We start from the raw sequence: 24,968 nt of genomic DNA on the forward strand, positions 1-24,968 counted from the left end.
GTCCCGGTCAACCTTACGACCGAGCAGGCCGCTGTCTCGGGCCATGGGCTTGACCGCGCGGCGCTGATCCGGGCCGTCGCGGCGGCGGTTCTCGTTGCGCCGATCCTGTTCGGGCGCGGGGCGGGGGGGGGCGGGTGAAGGGGCGCGCCTCGCAGGCGAGCCGCTGCAGGGCTGCACGACGTCGGCATGGTGGCGTTCAACAAGACCGGCACCCTGACCGAGGGGGCGGTCGCAGCTCACCGATCTGGTGCTGGTCCCGGCTTCGGGCGGGTGCAGGCGTCTGGCGACGCTGTGCCATCTCGCCGAGGCCTGCTGCGGCGCGACTGGCCCGATTGCCCGATCCTCGAGGATCTCGGCTGCTCGGCTGCTCGGCGGGACGGCAGGGTGCGAAAGCTGCCAGCCCGATCTGGCGCGCAGGGCGGCCTCTTCGCGTGACCGGGCCGGGTGATGCCGCCGTGCTGCAGTGCCTGGGAATTGCCTTCCCTTGCGGCAACTTCTGGCCAAGCGGGAGGCTTTGGGGGTAAGCTTCCCACAGGTTTGTAAGCATGGCGCGCGTTTTGTGCCCGACGGATTTTCTTCGCGAACAGGAGTTCCCATGAAACCCCTTGAACAAGTGCTTCCCGGCGTTGCCGCCTTGGCCGGGGCCCTCCCGAGGACGACGGTCGTTGTGGCTGGTTTGCTGGCCGCGGCAACCGGCGCGTCAGCGGCGACCGTGACCGACAGCTTCGGCGTCACCATCACCATTCAGAGCGACTGCCAGATCACCGCGACCAATACCCTCGATTTCGGCACTACGGGCGTGCTGACGGCGGCGGTCGACACCACCAGCACGCTCGATGTCGTCTGCACGCCGAGCACCGCCTACGACATCGGCCTGAGCGCGGGCGGCGGCAGCGGGGCAACGACGACGACGCGCAAGATGACCGGCGGCGGCGCAACCATTGACTATCAGATGTTCTCGGACTCGGCGCACACCACGAACTGGGGCGACACCGTGGCCACCGATACGGTGAGCAGCACCGGCACCGGGTCGACGCAGAGCTTCACCATCTATGGCCGGGTTCCGGCGCAGGCCACGCCCGCCACGGGGACCTACACGGACACCGTGACGGTCACGGTAACCTTCTGAGACAACGGCCCGGAGGAGACATGGGGAGGCTGTCGTTTCTGTGCCGCGCAGTCTGCGCGGCCGTTTTGGCATCGCTGCTGCCGCTTGCCGCGGCGGCGGAGGGATTGCGGGTGGCGCCCGTGCTGCTCGAGGTGGCGGCACCTGCGGCGGCGGGCAAGCTGATGCTGCGCAACGAGGGGCGCGCGGTGATGACCGTTCAGGCCCGCGTCTATCGCTGGGTGCAGCGCAACGGCACCGAGCGCCTCGAGCCGACGCGCGATGTGGTGGTCAGCCCGCCGATGACCCGCATCGCCCCGGGCGCGAGTCAGACGCTGCGGGTGGTGCGCACGGCGAAGGGACGCATTCGCGGCGAAGAGGCCTATCGCGTTATCGTCGACGAGGTGCCGGACCGGCGCATGACCCGCAGCGGGCGGGTGAATTTCGCCACCGAACTGCGGCTGCCGGTGTTCTTCGTCGGTGCCGGTGCGACGGCGCCACAGCTGCGCTGGTCGATCCGCGGCAGCGGTGCGGGCGCTGTTCTGGTCGCGCGCAACACGGGCGATCTGCATCTGCGCATCGCCGATGTGACGCTTGGCGGTGCGGTGCGACGGCCGGGGTTGCTCGGCTACGTGCTCGGCGGTTCGGTGATGCAATGGCCGATCGGCTCGGGCCGGCTGGGCAGCGGCGCGATGCGGCTCAGGGCGCAGACCAACTTCGGAACGCTCGATGTGCCGCTCGGGCGGGAGTGAGCGGCAGCGCCCTCGGGTGTTGTCCGTGCATCTGCTCCTGTCCCTTGCTGCCCTGACCCTTGCTGCCCCGGCCCGCGCCGAGGAGGCGGCCTGCGCCGATCTGCAGGCCCGCGCGCTGTATCTCGAGGTTTTCGTCAACGGCGCGCCGATGAACCTGATTTCGGAGTTCCGCGAGGGCGTCGACGGCACGCTGTGCGCCGAGGCCGGAGAGCTGCGCGACAGCGGCATCCTGCCTGACGCGGTGGCGCGCAGCGGCCTCGTGCCGCTCGACGCGCTGCCCGGACTCGACTGGACGCTCGACGAGCCGGCGCAGACGATCCGTTTCGAGGCCGCGCCCGCCGCGCGCGCACCGCGCGCCCTCAATGCCCGCGCGCCTGACCCGCTGGCCGCGGAGGAGGGGCTGCCTCCGGTCGATACCGGCACCGGGCTCGTGCTGAATTACCAGCTCGACTTCGAGACCTATGGCGGGGCCGGTGGCAGCGACAGCAGCCAGTCCGGCACGTTCGATGCCCGCCTCTTCACCCCCTTCGGGGCGATCAGCCACGGTTTCGTGCTGACCGGCGACGCCGGCGCGGGAACCGCCTATCGCCGGCTCGAGACCTTCTGGCGCTCGGCCTTTCCGGGCCGCGCCGCGCAGCTGCAATTCGGGGATGTCACCAGCCGCGGCCCGGGCTGGTCGCGCCCGGTGCGCCTTGGCGGGGTGATGATCGAGCGCAATTTCGCGCTTCGCCCCGATCTTGTGACGCTGCCCTTGCCCTCCTATTCCGGCAGCGCCGAGGTGCCCTCGACGGTCGAGGTCTATTCTGGCTCGATCCGCACCTATGCCGCCGACGTGCCGGCGGGGCCGTTCTCGATTTCCGATCTGCCGCTGCCGACGGGCTCGGGGCTCGCGACCGTGGTGCTGCGCGACGTCACCGGCCACGAGGTGCAGGTGGCGCTGCCCTTCCTCGTCTCGGACGAGCTGCTGCGCCACGGCACGCTCGATTACGCGCTGGCGTTCGGCCGGCCGCGGCTCGGGCTCGGTACCGGCGAGGACCGCTATGGCGACGGGCAATATGGCGTCGCCTCGCTGCGCTATGGGCTGAGCGATGCGGTCACGCTGCAGTTTCACGGCGAGGCGGGCGAGGGGCTGCAGCTTGCAGGGCTGGGCGCCACCTTCCGCATCGGCACGCGCGGCACCGCTGGGCTGACCTTCGCCGACAGCCGCACCGCCACCGATCACGGCCGCCTTGCCGAGGTTTCGGGGCGGTTCCATCTTGGCCGGGTGCAGCTTTCTGGCCGGTTCCAGCGCAGCTGGGGGCAGTTCGATGACATTGCCTCGGTCAGCGCTGAAACCGTGGCCGGGAGCGTCAGTTCGGCGCCGCTGCGCCATCTGGGGCAGGTTGCGCTCTCGGTGCCGCTCACCGTCGCCGGCGGGACGAGCATGAGCCTTTTCGCTGCCGATCTCGGCCGCACCGACGGCAGCGCCGAGCGCAGCTTCGGGCTCAGCTACAGCCGGCCGATCCTGGCCGAGGGTTCGCTGAACCTTTCGGCCTATTCGGTGCAGGGCGACGGCGCCGACACCGTGGTCGGGCTTGGCCTGTCGCTGCCCTTCGGGCGGCGCGGCAGCGCCGGGGCGAACACCGAAAGCCGCGGCGGCGCGGCGCGCAGCACCCTTTATGCCTCGGGTCGCAGCGGCCTGCGCGAAGAGGGCTGGGACTGGCGCGGACAGCTTGGCCACACCGATGGCGGCGCGCTCGCCGATGCGCGGCTGGCGCGCACCGGCCGGCTCGGCCGCGCCGAGGTGGCGCTGCGCCGCTATGGCGAAAGCTCGGGCGCCGGGCTGCGGCTTGAAGGGGCGCTGGTCGCGGCGGGGGGTGGGCTGTTCCTGTCGCGCCGGATCGACGATGCCTTCGCCGTGGTCGATGCCGGCGCGCCGGGTGTCGCGGTCGAGGCGGAGAACCGCGCCGTCGGCCGCACCGGGCCGGGCGGGCGGCTTCTGGTGCCGGACCTGCGTTCCTATGAGGGCAACAGCCTTGCCATCGACACCGCGAGCCTGCCGCTGGATGCGGTGACAGGCGAGACCCGGCGCATTGTCCGCCCGGCCTATCGCAACGGCGTCACCGTCGATTTCGGCGTCGAGACCGAGGCGCATGGCGCGCTCATCGGCCTCATCGATGCTGCAGGCGTGCCGCTGCCGGTGGGAGGGGCGGCACGGGTCAATGGCACGGGCGAGCCGATCCTCGTGGGCTATGACGGGCTCGTCTACGCGCTTGGCCTCGGTGCCGAGAACGAGATCGCGGTGAGCTATCCCGACGGCCACAGCTGCCGTGCACGGTTTCCCTATGTCGACACGCCCGGCACGATCCCCGAGATCCGCGGGGTGCTGTGCCAATGAGACGCGCGATCGCTGCTTTGCTGAGTGCCCTGCTGCTGTGGTTTGGCGCCACCGCCGCCGCACGGGCGCAGAGCTGCAGCTTCTCCGCGACCGATGTGGTGTTCGGCGCGGTCGATGTGCTGGGCGGCAGCCCCACCGACAGCAGCGGCATCATCCACGCGGATTGCTCCACCTTCCTCGGTCTCCTGTCCTCGATCACCCTCACAATCAGCATCGGCGAAGGGTTGGGCGGCGCCAGCTCCGGCGCGCGGCAGATGGTCAGCGGCACCACCGCGACGGCGCTGAACTATCAGCTCTATCGCGACGCGGCGCGCAGCCAGGTGCTCGGCTCGAATTACTGGAGCTACGGCGGTGCGCCGATCACCCTCAACGATGCTTCGCTGCTCAATCTGCTGACCACCACCGGCCTCGATATCCCGATTTACGGCCGGGTGTCGGGCGGGCAGGCCGGGGTAGCACCCGGCAGCTATGCCTCGGTCTTCAGTCGCGATCCGACCGATGTGCGTGTCGACTATCGCACCTGCAACCTGCTGCTTCTGTGTGTGAACCGTAGCGCGAGCTTCAGCTTCACCGTCTCGGCCACGGTGCCGCCCGATTGTCTGGTCACCGCGGGCGATCTCGACTTCGGCACGACCGGGGTGCTGAGTGCCGCGCTCGATGCGACGAGTGCGATCAGCGTCACCTGCACGCTCGGCTCGGCCTTCGATGTCGGGCTGAACTACGGGTTCTACGGCAGCGGCCCGGGAGACCGGCAGATGCGCAGCACCGCGGGCGATGCGGTGAGCTATCGCCTTTACCGGGATGCGGCGCGCAGCCTCGACTGGGGCACGCTTGCCGACGGGCTGGCGCAGGCCGGCGCGGGGCAGGGCGCGGCGCAGGCCTTCACCGTCTACGGCCGGGTCCCGGCGCAGGCGACACCGCCGCCTGGCGCCTATTCGGATACGGTCGTGGTGACGGTGACCTACTGAGCGCGCGGGCGACGGCCGATCCGCCCGCTTGCCAGCAGCACGCCGAAGATCGCCACCGCGACGCCAATCACCTGCGTCAGGTGCGGCATCCGGCCGAAGGCCGCGGCGATCAGCAGCGCCGAGACCGGCACCAGGTTGAACAGCACCGAGGTCGCCGCGGGGCCGCGCACCGAGATTCCGACCTGCCAGAACAGATAGGCCAGCACCGAGCCGATCAGCGCCATCCACAGCGTCGCGCCCCAGGCGGTGGGCGAGGCGGTCGTGGCGATCGCGAGCGGGTCTTCGAGGGCGAAGGCCGCGACCAGCAGCGTCACGGCCCCGGCGAGCATCGTCCAGGCCGAGGTCTCGAGCGGGCTGGCGTCCCGCACCCAGCGACGGCAGCCGATGGTGTAAAGCGCCCAGGCCAGGCTGCCCGCGAAGATCAGCAGATCGCCCGGGGCAAAGCGCGCGCCGGAGAAGGCACCGACGGTCAGCGCCACGCCGATCAGGCTGATCGCCATGCCGAAAAGCGCCCGCGGGGCTGGCCAGCGTCGGCCGATCAGCGCCTCGAGCAGGTTGGTGGTGAGCGGGCTCGTCCCCATGATCAGCGCCGCGGTGACCGGGCTCGAGGTGCGCATGCCAAGGAAAAGTGCGGCGTTGAAGCCCGCGACCCCCACCACGCCCAGCACGAGGAAGGCCAGGGCATTGCGCCGCAGCGCCCGCAGCCCCGCCCCCTCGGCGAGGCGCAGCCACAGCAGGATGCCAAGCGCGGCAAAGACGAAGCGCCCGGCGGCGGCTGTCCAGGGCGGCAGCTCCTGCAGCACGATCCGCGTCGCTTCGAAATTCGAGCCCCAGAACACCGCGGCCAGCGCGCTCAGCACGAAGGCGGAGCCTTCGGTGCGGCGGGTTTCGGCGTGGGGGCTGTCGGTCAGGTCGGTGAGGGACATCTCGGGTCTCCATCAGGTGGGAATGCCCCTGTCTGCCATTCCGTTCGTGTGCTGAATATGGCAAGCTTCTTTCACCTGTTTTCCGAAAACGGAAAGACCATGGATCGGCTGAACTGGGACGACATCCGCATTTTTCTGGCGCTGGCGCGGGACGGAACGCTGTCGGGGGCGGCGCGGCAACTTGGCATTGGGGTGGCGACGATCTCGCGCCGGATCGAGCGGGTCGAGCAGGGCATGGGCCTGCCGCTGTTCCTGCGCCATCAGCAGGGCTATGACCTGACCGATCAGGGCGCGGCGCTGCTGCCGCGGGCCGAGGCGATGGAACTTGCCGCCCAGCAGATGCGGCGCGAGGCCGAGGCGCAGGTCGAGATCCGCGGCCTCGTGCGGCTGGCCAGCATCGAGAGCCTGATCTCGCCCTTCGTGGTGCCGGCGCTCGCCCCGCTTCTGGCCGCGAATCCGGGGCTTGATGTCGAGATCAGCTTTTCGCCGATGACGGTGAACCTGCACCGCCACGACGCCGACCTTGCCTTGCGCATGGTCGAGCCGGAAAGCGGCAATCTGACGGTGCGGCGGCTCGCGGTGATGGGCTTCGGGCTTTACGGCCCGGCGGACGGGGCGCGGCCCGCGCGGCAGGTGAGCTGGCCCGATCTTGCCAGCCTCGGCACGCCGCTCGCCTGGTCGCGCGCCTTCGGGGCGGGGGAGGGCGGCCGCTTCGCCGTCAACACGCTCGAGGCGCAGGTGACGGCGGTGGCGGCGGGGCTGGGGGTTGGCGTGCTGCCGCATTTCCTGGCCCGCCGTGCCGGGCTGAGGCTGCTTGCCGAGACCCTGCCGCAGGGCGGGCGGATGGCGCGGCCGGTGCTGCTGGCGATTCACGCCGATCTCGCCGCCTCGCGCCGGGTGCGGGCGGTGGCCGATGCGATCGCCTCGGCGATCACCGCGCAGCGCCGCGCGCTGGAAGAGCCCTGAAGGGGGCGACAGGTCCGCAAGACTGTCCTATGCTGCGGCTCCGGCCAGACGGAGGCTCCGATGTATGTTCCCCCGCAGTTTCAGGAACTTGATGCAGATCGCATCGCTGCGCTGATCGAGGCCGCGCCGCTTGCCTGCATCGTGGCGCAGACGGAGGACGGGCTGATCGCGAACCACATCCCCGTGTTGAGGGCGCCTGACGGGGCGCTCATCGGCCATGTCGCGGCGGCGAACCCGATGCACCGGCTGATCCCGGAGGGGGGCGAGGTTCTGGCGATCTTTCGCGGCGAGGATGCCTATGTCTCGCCCGGCTTCTACCCCTCGAAGCCCGAGCATCACCGGCATGTGCCGACCTGGAATTATGAGGTGGTCCATGTCCATGGCACGATCACCTTCCAGCACGACGAGCAGGCCAGGCGCGCGGCCGTCGGGCTGCTGACGCGCAGCCACGAGCGGCGCGTGAACGGCAAGGACGCCTGGCGGATGGCCGATGCGCCGGCCGAGTACATGGCGCAGATGCTGGCCGGAATCGTTGCCTTCCGCATCGCGGTGACGCGAACCGAGGCGAAGCTGAGCCAGAACCGCGAGGCGCGCGATTACCGCGGCACCATCGAGGGCCTGCGTCGCACCGGCCACGCCGCGATGGCCGCCGACATGGAGGCCCGCCTGCCCCGCAGCGAGTGACCGCCCGGATCTGGCGGTGGCGGTTTCGGACCGTTGCCTTGCCGCTGACCCGGTCGGCCGGGTGCGGTTGCCTCGCGCGGCGACGCGACACGCCGGCGGTGCACGATTTCGACTTGCCGACGGTGCGGTGTGCCGCTAAACGGGTCGGCGGAGACGTGGCCGAGTGGTCGAAGGCACACCCCTGCTAAGGGTGCAGGCCCGGAAGGGTCTCGAGGGTTCGAATCCCTTCGTCTCCGCCATCGCCCGCTGTAGGGCGCAACTATTTCTCATGCGAATACAGTGCGTTAGATTTGTGCGGCCTTGATCGCACGTGCTTGGCGCCTTGTTTTGCTACACAACTTGCCCCACATTTTGCTCTGACACGAGGTTTTCGGCAGGGGTAGCACATGGCAGTCATGTTGCGCGGGGCGACGTGGAATTTGCGCAAGCGTGTGCCGGTCCGCTACGGCGAAGTTGAGCCGCGCAGGGAGATCTGGCTGAGCCTTCACACGGATTCGAGAGCCGAGGCCGAGGCCAAGGCCCCCGCGATCTGGCGGGCGCAGATCGAGGCTTGGGAGGCACGCCTGGCCGGGGCATCGGAGGATGCAGAGAGGCGATTTCAGGCCGCGCAGGATCTGGCCGCCAAACGCGGGTTCTCATGGCTGCCGCTCAAGGATGTGACGCGTCTGCCGCGCGAGGAGCTTCTCGAGCGGATCGAGGCCATCCCTGCCCATGGGCAGGTCCCGAACCGCCAGGAGGCCGCCGCGATCCTCGGGGCAGTGTCGGCGCCGGAGATCACCGTGTCACGCGCGCTTGACCTCTACTGGGGCTTTACCCGCGACCGGGTCACCGACAAGTCCCCGGATCAACTTCGTCGCTGGCGCAACCCGCGGATCAAGGCTGTGCGGAACCTCATCACGCTCATCGGAGACAAGCCCATCCCGGCGATTTCGGGTGATGACATGCTGGCTTTTCGCGCCTGGTGGCTCGACCGGATCGACGACGAAGGGCTCAGCGCCAATTCCGCGAACAAGGATCTCATCCATCTGGGCGATGTCCTGAAGACGGTCAACAAGATGAAGCGTCTCGGGCTGGTCTTGCCGCTCAGCGACCTGTCGCTCAAGGAAGGCAAGGCGCGCCCCCGCCTGCCGTTTTCATCCGCGTGGATCCGCGATCACCTTCTGGCACCGGGCGCGCTCGACGGGCTCAATGATCAAGCACGGGCGATCTTCCTGGTGATGATCAATACGGGCGCGAGGCCGAGTGAGCTGGCAGCCTTGAGTGCGCAGACGATCCACCTTCATGCAACGACACCCTATATCACGATCGAAGGGGAGAACCGACAGCTCAAGAGCGCGAATGCCGAGCGCAGGATCCCGCTTCTCGGGGTGTCTCTTGAGGCCCTCAGGGCTTTCCCGGGAGGGTTTGATCGGTATCGAACGAATTCCGCGACGCTGAGCGCAACGGTCAACAAGTTCCTGCGCAACAATGACCTGAAAGAGACGGACGGTCATACGATGTACGGGTTGCGGCACGCATTCGAGGATCGCATGCTCGCGGCGCACATTGACGAGCGTATCCGGCGCGATCTCATGGGGCATGCGCTTGGTCGGGTGCGCTATGGTCAGGGCGGCTCCATGGCCGATGTGGCCAACCGTCTCGCGCCTATCTCGTTTTGAGATCCACCTCGGTTCGGGCGAGCAACGCGCGAGCCCGGGCTTGCGGCCCGTTGGACTGGCGCTCCTCCTCCTGACGGATGTCTTCCTCCAGCCTTTCGAAAAGCGGTACATAGGCCAGATCATCGAGCAACAGACGGGCCACGACCTGCAGTGCCGCCTGAAGCCGGGCGAGATCGCTCTCGCAGCTGCAGGCCGAGGGCCGGTTTATGCGCGGATCAATGCTCATCTCTCGAGGCGGGAAAGCTCTGGTTCGGGGGCGTTCACGGGCCCGGCGAGGGTGTTTCCGGGAAGGGGGTGTGCTCGAGAGCCCCCGGCGAAACCGATTCCCGGAATGCTTGCGCGTCGTTTCCCGGAATGTTCTGCGTGATCTCACCCGGCACGCAGAGCACTTCACTTCGGTCTCCAAAGCATACCCGGATCCTCTGCCCGGAAACGCGGTGCCAGTGCCAGCCGCTGAAGTCGCGCCTCAGGTGTCGCAGCAGGTGCCCGAGCCAATGGCCCCAGCTCAGTCTTCTGCCGGTGCCATCAGAAGGCCGTGCATCTCGCCGATCATCTCCGCGGTCTTGCGGTGTTCGGCCTCGAGCGCGGTCAGCGCTCCGGTCAGGGAAGCCATGCGCTTCTCCAGATCCTGACGCAGGATCTGGAATGCGTTGAGCTCCCTCTGGATCAGATGCAACGCATTGAGGAGCGCCTCGCCCAGTTCCGACCGCTCCCCGGTTTCGGCCTGCAGGAGAGCGAGGAGCGGCAGGAGCCGGTCCACTTTCCCATCCATCAGTTGCAGCGCTGACAGCAGGATCTCGGCTTCTTTGGGCAAGATCAGCGTTTCGGTGGTGATGTGCATCAGAAAGTCCCTTGAGTTTTGCAGAATACGGAGCGACGGCAGACAAGAGCTGTTCGAGGTCCAGAGCGAGGCGCGTGCGATCCAGGGCCTTGCAAAGCGTGAGCCGGGCCCTGATGTGGCGCGGCTCGAACGCGGGGCCGAGCGCCCCGCCACGCCAGGTGAAACCGCCCTGCTCAAAGCTCCATGATGCGCGGCCATGGCGGTTCTGACTGACGTGGCGCAGAACCGGAGGCTCACAATGCGCGAGGCAGGCATCGAGTTCATCGAGGTTGCATGGCCAATGCCGGCGAATGGCCTGCTCCAGATCGGTGGCCAGTTTCGCCGCGCGTGGATCGCGCAGTCGCCGTGCCGGAACCGGCGGTGTGAGGGTGGGAACTGCGGGATCAAAATAGACCGGCCGATCCAGACCGAGACGAGTGGCCATCCTGACGTGATTGCGCTCGGTTTGCAGGGCAGACAGGCGTGGAGAGACGATCACTCCGCTGAACGCTCGACGTGACAGGGCGATGTGGATGTGATCGCAGCGGCTGTCGGTGTGACGCACCGCGATCCACCCCGTCCTGGTCGGATCGATCCCCATCAGCTGCAGCTGGAATGCCGCAACCATCAGCCATTGCGCGCGGCTTGCCTTGATGCCTTCGGGCAAGGACAATGTGATGTGCAAGAACCCGGTGCCATTCGAGAGCCGATCGAACCGGTTGCGCAGATCATGGCGGCCAAGGCCGGGAACCGTGCCGCCGATCAACTCCGCGCCATCGCGCAGGTCATAATTTTCGATGAACTTCGAGTCAGTGTGTACGACTGTATGGGCGCGCATCACATGCTCTTTCCGCGCAACAGGGCGATGATCTCGTCGAGCTGCCGGGAGATGCGCCCGATGCTCCGCGCGGGCGCGTGCTCCAGTTGATTGAGGCTCAGCCCCACTTGGCCGATCATTCCGGCGAGTGCGTCATGGCCACCGCCCTGAAGAGCGGAGCTGCGCAGATAATCTGCCCGCTTTCCGCTCCCTGTCGCTTGGGCTCGCTGATCGATCTCACGGGCTTCGGCCGCGCTCAGTCGAACCTTTGCAATGATCGTGCGGCGCTGGTGGGCATCGGAATTACTCTTGGCGGTCATTTGGATGATCTTCTCCTTTCGCAGAACATCTGCGTTCGGGCCGGGAGGGCGTGGAGCGTTTTTTATCGAGCGTCCGGGGCGACGCGCGCGTTAGAACCTAAAGGGGGAGGGCCCGTTTCGTGGTCGGCGCTGATTTCGAGTTGTGCGTGTCGCAAGGAGCATGAAGAGATGTACCGTGTCGGGGAGGCGGGTCATGCTCTCAGAATAATGCTGGGTAACTGACTGATAAGGCTGATATTGTCAGGCGAAACCCCAAACATGTGGATAACCTCGCCCGGTTTCCGGAAGGCTCTCTCCAGGAAAAACTTTGGGTGGTCCCGGAGCGACGGCTGGGAGAGATACGGTGCGCGCAGCAACGTCCGGAACAGACCGCAGCCCGCGGAAAATCCGGATTTTCCACGGGCTGGTTCGGTCTGTCCGAGATCAATGGAGGCGCCTCTGGGTGTGGTGCGATTGAGGGCCGGTGCAGGTCAGCCTTCCAGCTCTGTACCTTTCATCTCACGCGTGCTCACCCGTCGCATCTGCGGGCTTTGTGATGCGGGCGTATGGGGCTGAAGAAGCCGGGTGGCACGGCGCTCTGCCTTTTCCAGATGCATTCTTGCGCGCTGGCGATCTGCGTCTGTCGGGAAACCCCCGGCGCGTCACGGGCAGGTCACTTGCGGAAAAGGGAAAGGATGTGCGCGGGATCTGGCGCGCCTCGCGACCCGCAAAACGGAAAGCTCAGGTCGAAGGGGGGGGCAGCATCCGCGCCAACCATTTTTGCGAATTCCTTTATGGCACCCCCGGGCCCTGACACGCCGGATTGGCGGCAGGGGGCGGGCCGCGCGATCAGGGGCCAAGGTCGGCGAGCCAGGGCTTCAGCTCCTCTTCATTCAGTTCGCGGTGGTGCAGAAGATGATCCGCCATCTTCTCCAGGCGGTCCCGCTGCAGCTCGAGAAGCTGACGGGCGCGCCGCTCGAAGACGTCGAGCCTGACCCGCACGCGGTTGCGCTCTTCCGGCGACAGTCGCCGCATGTCCGCGGGGCCGAGCCATGCGCCGCCATTCACGCCCAGGCCCGCCTCGCGGTCGATCCGCAGCTGCAGCCGGGTGGCGAGATGGAGGTCGCTGCCCTCTCCGCCGCCCGCGCCTGCACTGATGGACCCGAGGACGAGCCGTTCGGCGGCGCGGCCCGACAGCAGGATCGTCAGCTCGGCCTCGAATTCGGCGACGGTGCCTTCCCGGATCAGGTGGGGCCGGCTGGTCGCGCCGCCATTGGCCGACAGCTGGATGCGGTGAACGGGAGCGGCGCCCAGACGTGTGGCGGCGATCGCGTGGCCGCATTCGTGGAGCGCGATGCGGCGGTCGCGCGCCTGCGTCTGCGGATCCCGGGCGGGAAGGCTGGCCCGGATCCAGGCGGCATCACAGCACCGTGCCGCGCGCCGTGCCGCCGACCGGGCGGCGCGGAGCCGGGCGTCGATCGCGGCCGGCGTCTCGCCCGCGACCTCTCGGGCCAGGGCCTGCAGATCGGCCTCGCCGGCCTCCGGGAGCGCACGCCGCAGCATGTGCCGGATCTGCTGCAGGGACGGCCGGCCGAGCACGCCGTGCAGATCGAAGCGGCCGGGGCGCAGGATTGCGGGGTCCAATGCCTCGGGATGGTTGGTGGCGCCCACCAGGAGCACGCCCTCGGCGCGATTGAGCTGATCGATCTCGGCAAGGAACTGATTGATGACCTGGGCTCTGTACGTGGTCGCGTGCCGGTCCGCGCTGTCGCGCGATCCGACCGCATCGATCTCGTCGATGAAGAGCACGCAGGGACGCCGCTGGATGGCCTCGGCAAAGCTGCGGCGCATCTCGCGCAGCATGTCGCCGAGATGGCCATGCGATTGCCAGATGCCGAAGGACGCCTCGACGATGGGCACGCCGGCACTCGTCGCGATGGCCCGGGCCAGCACGCTCTTGCCGGTCCCGGGCTCGCCCGAGAGCAGGAGCGCGTGCGACAGCTCGCTCCAGTGGGCGGTGCCCTGCCGCCATGCGGTCAGGTCGGCCACGAGATCGGCCGCGGCCCGGTGCGCCGGGCTGTCCCCGCCGATCTCGGCGAGCGTCATGTCGGAAGATGCATTGGCCATCGGCGCCAGAAGCGCCGCCAGCTTGCGGGCCGCAGCCGGCGCGTTCGGCTCGCGCAAGGCGGACATCAGGCTCGGCATATCCATGGTCGCGAGGGCGTCGTTCTCCGGCAAAAGCGGAGTGATCAGCGTGCGATCAACCTTACCGGTGGCGGAATGCGTTTGCCCGAGCAGCCGGAGCATGATCTCCCGGTCAATGGGGGGCAACTGCAGGGCAGGCGGCAGTACGCGCCGGAGATTGGCCGGAAGCGATGCCGTATCAGGAAGCAGGATCATCAGCGGATACGGCCGCGCCAAAGCTGCGAGGATCTCGTGTTCGATCTTCGCGATCGCGTGCTCGGTGATCTTGTTGCTGCCGGTCTCCGTCGGGCGCAGCAGCTGGAGCACAGCGGAGTCCCTGTGGCGCGGGGGGCGCGTTTGCGATGTCCAGCCGTCCGGCAGGAAAAGACGGCCGATCGCGGTGGCTGCGCCAGAGAGCTGGATGGGCTCGAACCCTGTGATGACAGTGCAGGCGCGTTGATCGAGCGCGGATCCGAACCGCTCCCGGCTGCCGAAAGTCGCCGCCAGACGCAACGTCATGAGGATTTTGTCCGGAGCAATGACAACCTTTGGCCGATCCGAGCCGCGATCATCCATGGCATAGCCATCGATACCGGCGGCCCGCATGTCTTCAATGTCGCGCGAGTCCTGGTGCTGGCTGTGCTCGAGCTCGCCCAGCAGGCCGGCGGCGGAAGGTGTCTTGCCGCCGAATACCGGTCTGATCCGTTCGCCCTCCGCGTCGATATCGGGATCGAAGCTGCTCTCGGCTTCGGCCTGGCGCAGGCGGCGCAGAAGGCTGCGCGCATAGGGCGCCCAAAGGGGATGTGTGTTGGAGATCTTAGGCATGTCGTTGCCTCCATGGCATGGAAAGGGAACCGGCTGACGCCGGTTCATTCCGGAAAAAGGGGGGGAGCAGGGGCGGGATCAGTCGGTGGCGCGAAGGCCGGTGTCGAGGTCGTCCAGCAGCTTCAGGATCACGGGCTGCAGCCCTGCCGCGTAGATCTCCGACTTCACGCGCAGCCAGGGACGGTACCGCTCTGACGGGATGACGCTGTCCCGATGGTCGCGCCTGAGCGCGGCATGCATCTTCTTCTCCAGGGATTGTGCGGTGTGGCCGTTGCGGATCGGGACGCTGCGGAGGATGTGTCCGGAAAGATCCGGGCTTCGCTTCAGCTGCCAGTGCAGTCGGCTGTCCGGGTTCCGGGAAAACCCGAGCTTGACGAGCGGTGCCAGTCCCGGAAGCGCGAAGCGCATGCAGTAGATGAAGCTCGGCGCCGTGGACCAGCCTTCGCCGCAGCTGGCGCAGTTGAAGCGCCCGGACTGCATGTTGGCGCGTGCGATCTCCTGCTCGTGGCCGCAGCTGTGGCGATAGCGCCGGTGGCCCGGCCCCTTCGTCGGGGCGGGGCCGATCAGGGACCAGCCCCGTGCCTTCGCCTCGGCCTCTTCCTTCTCGTTCTGGCATCGTTCGCAGCGATGCGCGCACTCCCCCGCTGCGATCCGCTTGACCAGTTCGAACTGACGCCGGAGCCTGTGCCCGCAGGGCGCCTGGTAAAAGCCGTAATGGCGATCCTCCGGGTCACGCCCGAGCCAGACGAGGCCTGCCGCTTCCGCGTCCGCCCGCCAGCGCGCGTCCATGCAATGCGGGCAGAGTGGCTGGCTCGTCATCAGGACATGGAGCTTGCTGCGATGCTCCTGCCCGCAGGCCTCGCAGCGCAGCATCAGGTGATAGCGGTCGTCGACGCGGCAGGTGATCTCGAAGCCCTTCGCCGCGGCCGTGGCGTGCCAGTGCTCGTGGATCGGCATGCCGATCGGAACCGGGCGGTCGTGAGGGGTGTCGGGGGAGACGTGCGGATGAGTGTTCATGGCGGATACCTCCGGGCAAGCCGCATCCGGCCGCAGCCATGGCAGGTGCTGGGGCGGGACGCGGACAGGGATTGGGCAAGCGGGCCGAGCCCGGCGCGGAAAGCGCGGGCAGGGCCTGGATGCGTCAGGGTGACTGGATCAGAGCGCGCAGGCGACGGTCAGCGGTTCCGGCATTTCGGCAGCGGGGGCATCAGGCCAATGCGTCCCGACATCGTCGAACTCGTCGAGGTCGGCCAGGGCCTCGAGCTGCACTTGATGGGTCTCCAGCATCTGCCGCACCCGTGCTCCGACCGCGCCGGCGTCGCAGCAGGCGAACAGCTCCGCATGGCTGCCGGGAAGGCGGAGCAGGGAGGTGAACGTCGCGGCGCTGTCGCTCTCGATCAGCAGGCGCGTCAGCATGGCGCTGCGCTTGAGCGGCTTGTCTGACGCGCGCATCATCGGCTGCGCCGTGATCGTCGCGGCGAGGCCCAGCACCCGAGCCCGGGCCTCCTCCGCGTCCGCGCTCCAGGACAGGAATGCCGGGTCGAAGCAATCCGCATGCTCGAGGTCGCGCTCGCACTCGATGTACAATGCCACGGCCGCGTTCAGCTGCGTGAACGCGAGAGAGATGAGGCTGTGCGAGAAACGGTCGCACGCTTCCGTCGCAGGCGAAGGCGTGTTAGCCAAAAATGTAGCCATGGGTGATCTCCGAGTGATCATTCAGGGTCAGGGCGTGGGGAAGGGGGTAGGAGCCCTTGCCCTCGCCTGAATTATATGGTTCTAAAAAACCGAAAAATCAAGATGGAAAATACTGGCGATGGAAAAGAAGCGAGGACGTCCTAGCGTCGATTCTGAGGCAGTGAACTTGCGATTGCCCCGCGAACTCATAGATGCGATTGACGAGCGGCGACGGATCGAGCCTGACCTGCCGACACGGCCGGAAATGATCCGCAGGGCACTGCTGCAGTGGCTGGAGCTGACCGGGGCCGAAGACAATTAGGCTCGGGACTTCGGTAACGGGGCCGCCTCCGGCAAGCGGTTTTGCGCATGCGCCGCCGGCCGCGTGGGCTGCGGTTTGCCTCTTAATTTCGGCGGCCGTTCTGTTCGGCCCTCTTCTTGTGAGATCATCCCGGGGGCATGCTTCGGTCCGTGGTCGGCGCGATGGCCGCCAACATGATGCTGGTTCAATGCACTTCCGATGTGCCCATCTCATTGGCGTGCTCGGCCGCGTCGGCATCAGTCCTGACTACGGCATCACCGGAACCGCATCCCTGGGGGACCTCGAGGGAGTAAAAAGCTTTCTAAATCCGATGGCTTGGAGTGGTGAACCCGAAAAAAACGCCAATTGATTTCATTAAAGAAAATCAGGATGCGGTGAACGCTTTTCCAAAGCGTTTTTCTGGATGAAAGGATCCCAAAACAAAAAGTCGCCAGAGGGCTGCACCTCGCTCCGACGACCAAATGGAAAATCACTCCGTAGCTGAACCTACCGTGCGGTGTGCCGCTAGGCAAGCCGGATTTCGGAACTAGCAGGGAGGGCAGGAGCATGAGCACCTCCCTCACTTATTGCGGCCGAGGCGGGCGGCCCGAACGACGTCTGGGCAATGGACTTTGTTCACGATCAGCTTGCGACCGGCAAGAAGCTGAGGGTTCTGACAGTCATTGACACCTTCTCACGCTACGTGCCAGTGCTCGATGTTCGGTTCAGCTACCGCGGCGAGGACGTGGTCGCAACGCTGGACCGGGTGTGCCGACAGACAGGCTATCCGAAGATTATCCGAGTCGATCAGGGCACCGAGTTCGTGTCTCGCGACATGGATCTCTGGGCCTATCAGCGTGGCCTGCCCCTCGACTTCTCGCGCCCCGGCAAGCCAACCGACAATGCATTCATCGAAGTGTTCAACGGCCGGTTCCGGACCGAGTGCTTGAACCAGCATTGGTTCCTCACACTTGTGGATGCGGCCGAAAAGTTGGAGGCTTGGCGTAGATACTACAATGAGGAACGACCACACGGCGCGATCGGGAACAAGGCCCCGATCACGCTGACGAAAACGGGGGGCGTCACCAGCCCGTCACCCTGAGCAAAGCCGGGAAACTCTGCCTAACAGGGTGCTGAAAAAGTCCGCTGTGAGGAACGGCTTCTCTCTACGCTGATACTGGGTGGTGCTCGATCATGGGCGATCAGCCCTAGCGGCGGCTTCCCTCGTCAGGCCGCAAGCAGTTTCGGGAGCCTTGCCAGATTGCAGGCCGCCATTGTCAGCGTGAAGCGGGCGCGCACCCGATCGATACCGCGATACATGGTTTGGGCCATCCCTCCGACGGTCTTGACCCAGCCGAAGGGGGCCTCGATCTTCTTCTGGCGCCGCTGGGATTTGGCATAGCCGGGGTGCCGGGTGGTTCTGCCGTCGATTGCGGAGTGCCGAGACTTCTGTGCGACATGTGGCGTCACCACCATCTGGCGCAACTCGGCAACGAAGTCGGCGCTGTCATAACCCCGATCCGCAGCCAGGGTCAGACGTCGAGTTGAACCGGGCGCGTGGCGGTGGAGCATGTCGATGGCGGCACGGCGTTCGGCGTGACCATTCGCTTGCGTCAGTTCCGCCTGCACGATCAGGCCGGAGCGGTTCTCCATCAGGCTATGCCCCATGAAACATAGCACCGCGCCTGCGCCGGGCGACTTCTTGAACAGCCGGACCTCGGGATCGGTCATCGACGCATGGGTCGTGTTGGAGCGCCTTGCACCCCGGAAATCGACTTCGGCGTTGCGGCTGCGGTGTCTTGGACGGGTCATCGGTTCGGGCTCGGCGGTGGATTGGTCAGGGGAGGATGTTGGCGATACACGGTCATCTGGCGGATCCCCCGGATCGTCGCCCCTGTTGGGTGCCTCGTTGACCTTCGGCTGGAAGCTCTTCATTGAGGCCCACACTTTCGCCAGTGTGCCGTCGACCGAGAAGTGATCGTCGGACAGCAGCGGCGCCACCTCGCGATGTGCCAGGATAGCAGCCATGATCTTGCGCGACATGTCCGTCGTCAGCAGCCGGTCGCGGTTCTTCGTGAACAACGTAGGGACCCAGACGGTATCGTCGATACCTAGGCCCACGAACCAACGGAACAGCAGGTTGTAATCCATCTGTTCTATCAGCTGTCGCTCGGACCGGATTGAGCAAAGGATCTGCAAGAGGCTCGCCCGGATCAGCCGCTCCGGCGCGATGGAGGGACGGCCCTCGCCGGCATAGAGCCGGTCGAACTCAGCATCCAACGAGCGCAGCGCATCGTTGACCACGGACCTGATCTTGCGCAGCGGGTGGCGCGCAGGGATGCGCTCCTCGAGATCGACGTAGCTGAACAGCGATCCCGTAACCTGGTCTGATCCACGCATCGCCACCTCCGTCCATGCCGTGGTCGCGATGAATCATGTTCCACGAAGCGCGTCGAGGCCGGAGTTTTTCAGCACCCTGCTAAGGGCGGTAGAGATCTGGGGTGCGGATCAATCATCAACGCCGCGGGCGTCTAGGAAACTAGGGGCACTCATCGCTGCACGTTTCCATCGCTACGACGCAAGGTGGCAACCGGCCGAAATAGTCGAGCACCTAGTCGCGCCGAAGCTTCTGCCGAAGCACAACTCGTCCAAAGGCATCAGCCCCATGTGCCTGGAGCACATTCTTCGCCAGATCGAGCCCGGCCGTAGTAATCTCCGACATGACCGTCCTCCTCTGTGGATCGTCGCAGATCCACCTTGGCACATCGATGCCGCCGGGGGGCGGTCACACCATCACAGCCAAAGCAGCAGGAAAACTTGAGCTTGGGGCGGGCGCTTTTGCGTTCTTTTCGTAGACATGTCTTCAATATTTGCTACACACTATAGATGTAAGTGCAATTCATTGAGAGGGGCCGCAATGACCCGGATTTTGACTGCGACGACCCTGAGCCTGATCCTTGCCGTGGCGCCTGCGTTCGTGAGCGCCGATCCCGCGCCGAATACCGTGCTGCCGGGCGGGCCTCTGTCCGATGACATGGAGCAGAACCTGAAAGATCTGACCCCGGCCCTGGGCATTCTGGGCATCCTGATCATCGCCGGCAATGGCGGGACGAACTCGACCACGTCGACGCCCTCGACCACGAACTGAGGCGAAAGCGCCGCAAACGGAATGAAAACGGCGCCCCTTCGGGCGCCGTTTTCCGTTGCATGGTGCGGATCAGTTCGCGGCTGCGTTTGCGCTCGACACGATGAGCGAGGGGGTGATCGCGTTGACCACATTGCCCCAATGCGCCACCGGCTGGGTCGCCACGAAGATGACGTCATTCGCGTGCAACTCGAAGCGGGTGGCCAGAAGCAGCGAGGCGGCATTGCGCGCGTCGATGTGCCAGGCGGTGATGGAGTCGTATTCCATCGGTTCGGCAGAGCCGCGCAGCACGTAGATGTGCTTGGGGTCCGATTTTGCGGTCACGAGGCCACCGCCCGAGCCGTAGATCGCATCGGCAAGGGATGCCTTGCGGTCATAGGGCAGCGGGAAGCGCGACTGCTTGGCCACTTCGCCCGTCAGATAGGCGTAGTCGCGCGCCTCGGACTCGAGCTGCAGGCGGGTGTTGAAGGTCTGTCGCTTCTCGTCGAGCTCGGCGCGGCGCAGGGTGACCTCGGTCTCGAGCGCCTGCAGCCGGCTCGTGCGCTCGACCTGCTTGAAGTTGGCAAGCTTGATCTGTTCCTCGAAATAGGACGCGGCCTTGTCGAGCTGATAGGCGCTGTCGACGAAGATGCTGTCGTCAGGGGCAAGCTGGATCCGGGCATTGCCGTCGTAGAGCGATTTCAGCGGGATCTGATAGAGCTTGCCGGCGCGATAGAGCCGCACCACGGCGGTGTTGGTGTCCGCCGTGCGCGCCCCGCCGGCGGCGGCCAGCGCCTCGTCGAGAGTGAGCGGGGTGAGCGTGATCGGCACCACGGTGGGGGCGGCGACATCGCCGCCCACTGCGACCCTCTTCGAGTGGAACTCGGCGATCTCAAGCGAGAAGGTGGGGTCGATCTGCTTGTCGAGGAACTTCTGGAATAGCGTCGCCTCGGCATCGTCGACGGTCTGGCCGGCAATCATGACGCGCCCGACATTCGGGATCGAGATCGAGCCGTCGTCCTGCACGGTGTAACCTTGGCGGGAACTCTGCGCGGCGAGAATGCCGGTGAGCTGTTCGACCGTCGAACCGCTTTTCGGCGTCGCAAGAAGCACGACGTCGCCGACGCCGATCTTGTAGCTCGAGGGCGGCAGGGGCGGCGGCAGCCGGGTGTCGACCTGATCGGTGCGCGCGATCTGTTCGAAGGCGCCGGTCGGGGCCGTGACCGGCCCCGACATCGTGCCCGACATCCCGGCGCTCTGGTTGAAATAGGCCGGCAGCTGGCGCGGCTGATAGGGGGCGCGGTTCGCCACCAGAACCGATTCCGCAGTGAGCGGCAGCACCCGCACCTTGCCTTCCGAGCTGATCCCCTGCGAGACCGACGTGGTGTGATAGACCACGCCACAGGCGGCAAGCGGCAGGGCCACCACGCTGGAAAGCAGGGCAATCGTCAGTCTTCTCACGGTCAATCCTCCGTCGGCGGGGCTGTCATCGCGCGTAGACGCGCAGGGAGATCTTTTGCGTCAACTCTCCAGCCCACTGGCTGGACTGCAGGATTTCGCCGCTGCCGGGAACGACCCAGTAATAGTTCGAGAACTGGATGTCGGCGTTGCGGCAGGTTTCGGTCATGGTGCGGGTGGTGACTGTGCGATCCCGCAGCGGCACGGTGTCGGTGCCGTAGGGCGCGATGGTGCAGCGCAGCGCCCGGCTGACGGCGTGATCGTCACCGTCGAGCAGGGTCATCACCCGGGTCGTGGTACCGCTGCCGAGGCCGTGGATCAGGGCTGCGCTCTCGGACACGTCCGAGGCCATCACATCGGCCCCGAACCCGCGGGTGCCGACCAGGATGCCATCCTGCAGCAGCAGCTGCGCGCCGTCGGTGCCTATCCAGGTGCTGACGCCGGCGGCATTGGCGCGGCGCTGGCGCAGGAAGATGCCGATCGTCTCGGGCCGGCTTTCGACCGCGCCGGCGAGGCTCGGGGCGCGGGCCTGCCGGGCGGCAAGGAACTCGGGTACGGGGAGGCGTTCGGCCGATCGACCGAGCGGCAGCAGGTTCCGGTAGCGCGCGTCGAGCTGCGGATCCGAGGCGCATCCGGCTAGGAGCACCGCGGCGAGGGCGAGGAAGATTGGTCTCATCGCCAGAACTTGCCCCACTGGTTTTGCATCTCGCTCTCGTTCGTGACGCGCACCTGCTCATAAAGCCGGTTCGCGATCTCGACGCGGGCGCCGCCGTCGCGCTGGATTGGCCGGACGGTTTGCGACAGCGCGCCGCGGCCCGGTTCGCCTGAGAGCCAGGAAATCGGGATCGACAGCCGGATGCCCTTGTCGAAGGACCCCTCGCCGAAGTCGTCGAAGGACACGTCGGTGAGGGTGAAGAAGGCGCCGACCCGGAAGCCGTTGTCGAACTCGCGATCGAACGAGATCGTGGCGCCCCAATCCCTGGCGAGGTAGCGCCCGGCGTCGATTTCGCCGCGGTAGCCCTGGCCGAAGTCGTAATAGGCCGAGAGGTGACCGCTTGCCACGCGGTAATCGGTCAGGTCGAGCCGGCTCTCGGGATCGCGCTGGCCGAGGTAATTGAGTTCGGCCCCGAGGGCGAGGCGGCTGCCTTGCGGATACCAGAGCAGCTCGCCCGAAACCCCTGCGAACATCGCCTCGAAATAGCCGGCCGAAAGCCGGCCATAGAGCGCGGGGGCCGGCCGGAACAGGTAATCGGCGGTGAGGATCGAGACGCGCGGCCCGGAAAACTTGTCGTAGAGCGCCGCATCCGAGCGGACATGCGGCAGCACCGAATCCGACAGGCGGATCGACTGGTCGAGCGTGCCGAAGGCTTTCTGGCGCATGATCGCCGTCAGCGACAGGCCCGGGGCCAGGGTGTACTGCAGGCTGGCCTGCGCGCCGACGTCGATGCGCAGGGGATTGTCCGGGTCGAAGAGTTCGGTGCTGTAATAGGGGGTGAGCGCCCAGTCGAGCCGGGGATAGATGCCGGCGTCCGGGGCAAGCCGGGTCGGCGCATCCGCGATGTCGGCGCGCACGAAGCTTTGCCAGCTGCCGTCCCAGGCGGTCTCGAGCGCATGCAGGTCAGCACGGCGGAAGGTGCTGCGCGAGGTCGGCATGCCCTGGACCGTAAGCGTGATCTCGAAGGCGGAAAGCGTGGCGGGCAGGGTGTTGGCCATCACCCGCGCGGCGCGGCCAAGAGCTTCGGCGGTGTTGGGATAGGTCGGGTTGGCAAGCACCACGCGTGCCGTGGCACCGCTTTCGGCATAGCTTTCGAGCTCGAGCCCCTGTGCCTTCAGCGCCCTCGACAGCCGGGGCCGGCTGCTGTCGATGTCGCCAGCTTTCCAGCCGAGCGCGGAGATGTCGGCTGGTGGCATCAGGGCAGGGGGGTTGCGTTCGATCCCGCCGGGGAATTGCGGCGCGCGCGGGTCGATCACATAGGTGAAGCCGAAGCCGGCCTGCGCGCCGCCGATGACGAAGGCGTTGAAGGTCAGGTTCTTCGTGGTGCGGTAATCGAGACCGAAATTGAGCGGCGTACGATGTTCGAAGCCCATGCGCTTCACTTCTTCCGTGTAGGCATCGGAAGAGTATTCCACCGCAAGGCGCAGCCGCTGGCTGGCCTGGTATTCGATGCCGCCGAACAAGGCCGCGTCGCCACGGAAGAAGCGGTTGAACGAGACGCGCCCGGTCTCTTCGATGCCGGTAAAGCCGGGACGGTGATCGAAGCGGTCGCCGAATACGCTGAGCGGGTTGGAGAAACTTCCATAAGAGCCGAGCCGACCCCAGCCGATGCCGCCGGTCAATGTCAGGCGGTTGTCGTAGAAGTGCTTCGATGCCACCAGATACTCGGCCCCGAAAATGCCGGTACCGCCAAAATCGCGCAGACCCATGGCAAGAGCAGGGAAAAAGGTGCTCTCGTCACGGAATTGGTAATGCAGGTCGAAGCTGCGGTCCTTCAGATCGCCGTTGGGCGGAAAGTAGCCATTTAGAATCGAGTAGCGGAACACCCCAGACAGCCGCGGCGTGATCTGAAAATGAAGCGTGTTGCGCGTGTGATCCGACAGGTGAGAGGTGGTCCATGTTAGCGTGCCATCCCGGGGGGTGGTGGCGCTGGGCATGTCGATCAGCCCCGGGGTGCCGTAACTCGAAATCCCGTCGGCCTGTGCGCCCGCGCTGAGCGCAATCGCCATAGCTGCCGAACAACACAGTATACGCATGGGCCGCAGACGCGGTTCGACAAGATCAAGCATTCGCTGGAGGCAATCCGAACAGTAGTTTCAACGGCATGGCTTGTGTTCCGGTAGCATGGGTAGAGCCTGATTGCGAGTCTGCTCCGAGGTTCGGAGCATGCTATTTTAAGGCTCGCCGCAGGTCATGATCCGTTCAGACTCCGGTGCGCAGCAGGACCACTTTCGCGGTGCGCAGGATCAGGCTCAAATCCGCAAGCATCGAGAGATTGGCGCCATATGCCTCGTCGAAACGCACGCGAGAAGCGAAAGTGGTGTCGTGACGGCTGAGCACCTGCCACAGTCCGGTCACACCCGGGCGCAGGGCGTAATAGGCGCGGCCGCCGGCACGATCGTAGATCTCGCGTTGTGCGGGCAGGAAGGGGCGGGGGCCCACGAGGCTCATGTCCCCCTTGATCACATTGAGGATCTGCGGCAGCTCGTCAAGGCTGGTCTTGCGCAGAATGCGACCGACCGAGGTGATGCGCGGATCGTTCGAGAGCTTCTGATAGGTGCCCCACTCCTCGGCGATCTTTGGGTCGCGGGCGCACATCTCCTCCAGCACTTGCTCGGCATTCGGGACCATGGTGCGAAACTTGTAACAGGCATAGATCCGGCCGTCGCGCCCGACGCGCGGCTGCGTGAAAATCGCCGAGCTGCCGTCGCGCCGGATCGCGAACCAGATTGCCAGCATCGCCGGAAGAAGCATGGGCAGGAGCAACATGCTGATCAACAGATCGATGATTCGCTTGCCGGAGGTGGCATAAAGCCCTTGCCGACGGCGCCTCTTACCGTCGACTTCCGGGTGCGGAGCCGGAAAAACGCCATCAGTTGCGGGGGTGTCATGAAAGGTCATGCCCAAATCTCCTTGGTGGGAAATCGCTTGCAAATTCCAAATTACGGGCTGCTTCTACTTTCAGTAGAAGCCCCACAGCAACGTGTATCACCTCTTGTTGTGATCGGGCACGGGCTGATAGTTGGCAAACGTTACAAATCCCTTGTGTAATCTTTGTAACACTAGAATCTTGGCGACGCCTCGGGGTGCGACTGGATCAATCATAACAATGCTGCCGTTCGCACAAAAAACAGGCAGGTGCAATTGCTAACGCCCCCTGCCGCGCCGGTTCATTATCTTGCGGCGGGGATTAACACGCTGCTGAAAAACCCCACGCTGGACGCCGAAATCGGAACATGATTCACTTTCCGGGCGGTTTGGCGGGGGAAAGCGATGCGGGGATCGGACGAGACGAGCGGGTCGCTGTTCAGCTAC

General features: G+C 66.1%; 22 protein-coding genes, 1 tRNA gene and 2 pseudogenes. 12 read left to right on the top strand and 13 right to left on the bottom strand.

The features are described 5' to 3' along the window. The first annotated feature begins 595 nt into the window (after positions 1-595). The 4 genes from EOW65_RS15990 to EOW65_RS16005 all read left to right on the top strand — a co-directional run bounded on the left by EOW65_RS15990 (position 596) and on the right by EOW65_RS16005 (position 5,202). Positions 596-1,129, top strand: coding sequence for a Csu type fimbrial protein (locus EOW65_RS15990; protein WP_128151126.1), 534 nt, complete (start codon positions 596-598; stop codon positions 1,127-1,129). 65 nt (positions 1,130-1,194) lie between these two features. Next, positions 1,195-1,857, top strand: a complete 663-nt coding sequence (locus tag EOW65_RS15995) for a fimbrial biogenesis chaperone (protein WP_206364087.1) — start codon at positions 1,195-1,197, stop codon at positions 1,855-1,857. Positions 1,858-1,882: 25 nt separating this feature from the next. Continuing rightward, on the top strand, positions 1,883-4,234 hold the full coding sequence (locus tag EOW65_RS16000) for a fimbria/pilus outer membrane usher protein (protein WP_164880126.1): 2,352 nt from the start codon (positions 1,883-1,885) through the stop codon (positions 4,232-4,234). Further along, positions 4,231-5,202: a Csu type fimbrial protein gene (locus EOW65_RS16005; RefSeq protein WP_128151132.1), complete on the top strand. Its 972-nt coding sequence runs from the start codon at positions 4,231-4,233 to the stop codon at positions 5,200-5,202. Before EOW65_RS16000 ends, EOW65_RS16005 begins: the two co-directional genes overlap by 4 nt. Here EOW65_RS16005 and EOW65_RS16010 read toward each other — a convergent pair. After that, entirely contained in the window at positions 5,196-6,128 is a 933-nt protein-coding gene (locus EOW65_RS16010; RefSeq protein WP_128151134.1) for a DMT family transporter, read from the bottom strand. The genes EOW65_RS16005 and EOW65_RS16010 overlap by 7 nt on opposite strands. A 57-nt stretch (positions 6,129-6,185) precedes the next feature. On the opposite strand from EOW65_RS16010, the gene EOW65_RS16015 reads away from it, so the two are divergent. The 4 genes from EOW65_RS16015 to EOW65_RS16030 all read left to right on the top strand — a co-directional run bounded on the left by EOW65_RS16015 (position 6,186) and on the right by EOW65_RS16030 (position 9,436). Continuing rightward, a complete protein-coding gene (locus EOW65_RS16015; RefSeq protein WP_240664738.1) occupies positions 6,186-7,094 on the top strand; it encodes a LysR family transcriptional regulator in 909 nt (302 codons plus the stop codon). Positions 7,095-7,154: 60 nt separating this feature from the next. Next, positions 7,155-7,778 carry an FMN-binding negative transcriptional regulator gene (locus tag EOW65_RS16020; RefSeq protein WP_128151138.1) on the top strand — a complete coding sequence of 208 codons (624 nt, stop codon included), beginning with the start codon at positions 7,155-7,157 and terminating at the stop codon, positions 7,776-7,778. 149 nt (positions 7,779-7,927) lie between these two features. Further along, positions 7,928-8,017 (top strand) — tRNA-Ser (locus EOW65_RS16025). Between the two features lie 147 nt (positions 8,018-8,164). Continuing rightward, on the top strand, positions 8,165-9,436 hold the full coding sequence (locus EOW65_RS16030; protein WP_128151140.1) for a tyrosine-type recombinase/integrase: 1,272 nt from the start codon (positions 8,165-8,167) through the stop codon (positions 9,434-9,436). Here EOW65_RS16030 and EOW65_RS16035 read toward each other — a convergent pair. Beyond that, positions 9,423-9,662 (bottom strand): hypothetical protein, encoded by a 240-nt coding sequence (locus tag EOW65_RS16035; RefSeq protein WP_128151142.1) that lies wholly within the window; start codon positions 9,660-9,662, stop codon positions 9,423-9,425. The two genes, EOW65_RS16030 and EOW65_RS16035, sit on opposite strands and share 14 nt — an antisense overlap. Before the next feature lie 279 nt (positions 9,663-9,941). Further along, entirely contained in the window at positions 9,942-10,277 is a 336-nt protein-coding gene (locus EOW65_RS16040) for a hypothetical protein (protein WP_128151144.1), read from the bottom strand. Positions 10,278-10,473: 196 nt separating this feature from the next. Here EOW65_RS16040 and EOW65_RS16045 point away from each other — a divergent pair, with 196 nt between their 5' ends. Beyond that, a complete protein-coding gene (locus EOW65_RS16045; RefSeq protein ID WP_128151146.1) occupies positions 10,474-10,776 on the top strand; it encodes a hypothetical protein in 303 nt (100 codons plus the stop codon). Between the two features lie 18 nt (positions 10,777-10,794). On the opposite strand, the pseudogene EOW65_RS20460 reads toward EOW65_RS16045, so the two are convergent. The 5 genes and pseudogenes from EOW65_RS20460 to EOW65_RS16065 all read right to left on the bottom strand — a co-directional run. After that, positions 10,795-11,094: pseudogene (locus EOW65_RS20460) on the bottom strand (hypothetical protein); the annotation flags it as partial. Further along, on the bottom strand, positions 11,094-11,393 hold the full coding sequence (locus tag EOW65_RS16050) for a plasmid mobilization protein (RefSeq protein WP_128151148.1): 300 nt from the start codon (positions 11,391-11,393) through the stop codon (positions 11,094-11,096). The gene EOW65_RS16050 and the pseudogene EOW65_RS20460, both read right to left, overlap by 1 nt. Before the next feature lie 828 nt (positions 11,394-12,221). Further along, positions 12,222-14,381: an AAA family ATPase gene (locus tag EOW65_RS16055; protein ID WP_164880127.1), complete on the bottom strand. Its 2,160-nt coding sequence runs from the start codon at positions 14,379-14,381 to the stop codon at positions 12,222-12,224. A 78-nt stretch (positions 14,382-14,459) separates the two neighbouring features. Beyond that, the gene (locus tag EOW65_RS16060) at positions 14,460-15,398 is read right to left on the bottom strand and encodes a GIY-YIG nuclease family protein (RefSeq protein ID WP_240664740.1); all 939 of its coding nucleotides are present in this window, start codon (positions 15,396-15,398) and stop codon (positions 14,460-14,462) included. Positions 15,399-15,536: 138 nt separating this feature from the next. Further along, positions 15,537-16,076 carry a hypothetical protein gene (locus tag EOW65_RS16065; protein ID WP_128151152.1) on the bottom strand — a complete coding sequence of 180 codons (540 nt, stop codon included), beginning with the start codon at positions 16,074-16,076 and terminating at the stop codon, positions 15,537-15,539. Between the two features lie 118 nt (positions 16,077-16,194). Here EOW65_RS16065 and EOW65_RS16070 point away from each other — a divergent pair, with 118 nt between their 5' ends. Next, positions 16,195-16,377: a ribbon-helix-helix protein, CopG family gene (locus tag EOW65_RS16070; RefSeq protein WP_128151154.1), complete on the top strand. Its 183-nt coding sequence runs from the start codon at positions 16,195-16,197 to the stop codon at positions 16,375-16,377. Positions 16,378-16,954: 577 nt separating this feature from the next. Next, positions 16,955-17,458 (top strand): annotated as a pseudogene (locus EOW65_RS16075) (integrase core domain-containing protein); the annotation flags it as partial. 125 nt (positions 17,459-17,583) lie between these two features. On the opposite strand, the gene EOW65_RS16080 reads toward EOW65_RS16075, so the two are convergent. Next, positions 17,584-18,756 carry an IS5 family transposase gene (locus EOW65_RS16080; protein ID WP_128151156.1) on the bottom strand — a complete coding sequence of 391 codons (1,173 nt, stop codon included), beginning with the start codon at positions 18,754-18,756 and terminating at the stop codon, positions 17,584-17,586. Between the two features lie 517 nt (positions 18,757-19,273). On the opposite strand from EOW65_RS16080, the gene EOW65_RS16090 reads away from it, so the two are divergent. Next, positions 19,274-19,504: a hypothetical protein gene (locus EOW65_RS16090; RefSeq protein WP_128151158.1), complete on the top strand. Its 231-nt coding sequence runs from the start codon at positions 19,274-19,276 to the stop codon at positions 19,502-19,504. A 69-nt stretch (positions 19,505-19,573) separates the two neighbouring features. On the opposite strand, the gene EOW65_RS16095 is transcribed toward EOW65_RS16090, so the two are convergent. The 4 genes from EOW65_RS16095 to EOW65_RS16110 form a co-directional block, all read right to left on the bottom strand. Continuing rightward, positions 19,574-20,941, bottom strand: coding sequence for a polysaccharide biosynthesis/export family protein (locus EOW65_RS16095; RefSeq protein WP_369407176.1), 1,368 nt, complete (start codon positions 20,939-20,941; stop codon positions 19,574-19,576). Between the two features lie 25 nt (positions 20,942-20,966). After that, on the bottom strand, positions 20,967-21,614 hold the full coding sequence (locus EOW65_RS16100) for a YjbF family lipoprotein (protein WP_128151160.1): 648 nt from the start codon (positions 21,612-21,614) through the stop codon (positions 20,967-20,969). Further along, positions 21,611-23,662, bottom strand: coding sequence for a YjbH domain-containing protein (locus EOW65_RS16105; RefSeq protein ID WP_164880128.1), 2,052 nt, complete (start codon positions 23,660-23,662; stop codon positions 21,611-21,613). The genes EOW65_RS16100 and EOW65_RS16105 overlap by 4 nt, the downstream gene beginning before the upstream one ends. 193 nt (positions 23,663-23,855) lie before the next feature. Continuing rightward, positions 23,856-24,554 (bottom strand): sugar transferase, encoded by a 699-nt coding sequence (locus tag EOW65_RS16110; RefSeq protein WP_128151164.1) that lies wholly within the window; start codon positions 24,552-24,554, stop codon positions 23,856-23,858. Positions 24,555-24,968 lie beyond the last annotated feature (414 nt).

Origin of the sequence: Paenirhodobacter ferrireducens, from assembly GCF_004022265.1 — a bacterium.
In the GTDB taxonomy this organism is placed as follows: Bacteria; Pseudomonadota; Alphaproteobacteria; order Rhodobacterales; family Rhodobacteraceae; genus Rhodobacter; species Rhodobacter ferrireducens.

Coding starts and splice junctions, on each gene's coding strand:
- EOW65_RS15990 (WP_128151126.1), top strand. CDS start 596: ATGAAACCCCTTGAACAAGTGCTTCCCGGCGTTGCCGCCTTGGCCGGG.
- EOW65_RS16005 (WP_128151132.1), top strand. CDS start 4,231: ATGAGACGCGCGATCGCTGCTTTGCTGAGTGCCCTGCTGCTGTGGTTT.
- EOW65_RS16010 (WP_128151134.1), bottom strand. CDS start 6,128: ATGTCCCTCACCGACCTGACCGACAGCCCCCACGCCGAAACCCGCCGC.
- EOW65_RS16015 (WP_240664738.1), top strand. CDS start 6,186: ATGGCAAGCTTCTTTCACCTGTTTTCCGAAAACGGAAAGACCATGGAT.
- EOW65_RS16020 (WP_128151138.1), top strand. CDS start 7,155: ATGTATGTTCCCCCGCAGTTTCAGGAACTTGATGCAGATCGCATCGCT.
- EOW65_RS16030 (WP_128151140.1), top strand. CDS start 8,165: ATGGCAGTCATGTTGCGCGGGGCGACGTGGAATTTGCGCAAGCGTGTG.
- EOW65_RS16035 (WP_128151142.1), bottom strand. CDS start 9,662: ATGAGCATTGATCCGCGCATAAACCGGCCCTCGGCCTGCAGCTGCGAG.
- EOW65_RS16040 (WP_128151144.1), bottom strand. CDS start 10,277: ATGCACATCACCACCGAAACGCTGATCTTGCCCAAAGAAGCCGAGATC.
- EOW65_RS16045 (WP_128151146.1), top strand. CDS start 10,474: ATGGCGGTTCTGACTGACGTGGCGCAGAACCGGAGGCTCACAATGCGC.
- EOW65_RS16050 (WP_128151148.1), bottom strand. CDS start 11,393: ATGACCGCCAAGAGTAATTCCGATGCCCACCAGCGCCGCACGATCATT.
- EOW65_RS16055 (WP_164880127.1), bottom strand. CDS start 14,381: ATGCCTAAGATCTCCAACACACATCCCCTTTGGGCGCCCTATGCGCGC.
- EOW65_RS16060 (WP_240664740.1), bottom strand. CDS start 15,398: ATGAACACTCATCCGCACGTCTCCCCCGACACCCCTCACGACCGCCCG.
- EOW65_RS16065 (WP_128151152.1), bottom strand. CDS start 16,076: ATGGCTACATTTTTGGCTAACACGCCTTCGCCTGCGACGGAAGCGTGC.
- EOW65_RS16070 (WP_128151154.1), top strand. CDS start 16,195: ATGGAAAAGAAGCGAGGACGTCCTAGCGTCGATTCTGAGGCAGTGAAC.
- EOW65_RS16080 (WP_128151156.1), bottom strand. CDS start 18,756: ATGCGTGGATCAGACCAGGTTACGGGATCGCTGTTCAGCTACGTCGAT.
- EOW65_RS16090 (WP_128151158.1), top strand. CDS start 19,274: ATGACCCGGATTTTGACTGCGACGACCCTGAGCCTGATCCTTGCCGTG.
- EOW65_RS16100 (WP_128151160.1), bottom strand. CDS start 21,614: ATGAGACCAATCTTCCTCGCCCTCGCCGCGGTGCTCCTAGCCGGATGC.
- EOW65_RS16105 (WP_164880128.1), bottom strand. CDS start 23,662: ATGGCGATTGCGCTCAGCGCGGGCGCACAGGCCGACGGGATTTCGAGT.
- EOW65_RS16110 (WP_128151164.1), bottom strand. CDS start 24,554: ATGACCTTTCATGACACCCCCGCAACTGATGGCGTTTTTCCGGCTCCG.